The organism is Dietzia sp. UCD-THP, from assembly GCF_000349585.1.
Taxonomy (GTDB): Bacteria; Actinomycetota; Actinomycetes; order Mycobacteriales; family Mycobacteriaceae; genus Dietzia; species Dietzia natronolimnaea_A.
The window spans coordinates 47458-47962 of record NZ_KB714661.1; the positions used below are offsets into that span (position 1 = coordinate 47458).

A 505-nucleotide genomic window follows, 5' to 3' on the forward strand; every position below is an offset into this window, starting at 1 on the left:
GCCCCGCGACTGGCACCTGCGTCCCGTCGGAGAGCTCGACGAGCTGGCCCGCGTCTCCGCTCCAGTGGCCGCCCGGTGGTGGGCGCCGTGGCGCGCGTGGGCGCGGGTGGACACCTCCATCGTGCTGCGCGCGCTGTTCATCCTCGCGATCGTCGGGTCCCACACACGGGCCATCGCGATCATCGGCGGCGCCCACGTCCTGGTGGCGCTGGCGGGGTACTCGCTGGCCAGGTTCCGACTCCACGCCACCGACGCCCGCGACCGCGCCGTCGGGGTCCTGCGCACCGCCGGCCGCATCGCGGTGCCCGCGATGCTCTGGCTCGTGATCGTCACCCCGTGGACCAGCCGTTACCACTGGTACTCGCCGTTGTTGGCCACCAACCTGTTCGGGCCCCGCTCGTGGTGGGAGGACCGCTGGTGGAACCCGTGGCAGATGTGGTTCATCGAGGCGGTGGTCTACGGGCTCCTGCTCGTGGCGGCGCTCATGGCCGTGCCGGCGGTGAGC

General features: G+C 72.9%; 1 pseudogene. It reads left to right on the forward strand.

Features of this window, described 5'->3' with window-relative positions:
* A pseudogene (locus H483_RS39740) lies at positions 1-505 on the forward strand (hypothetical protein); the annotation flags it as partial.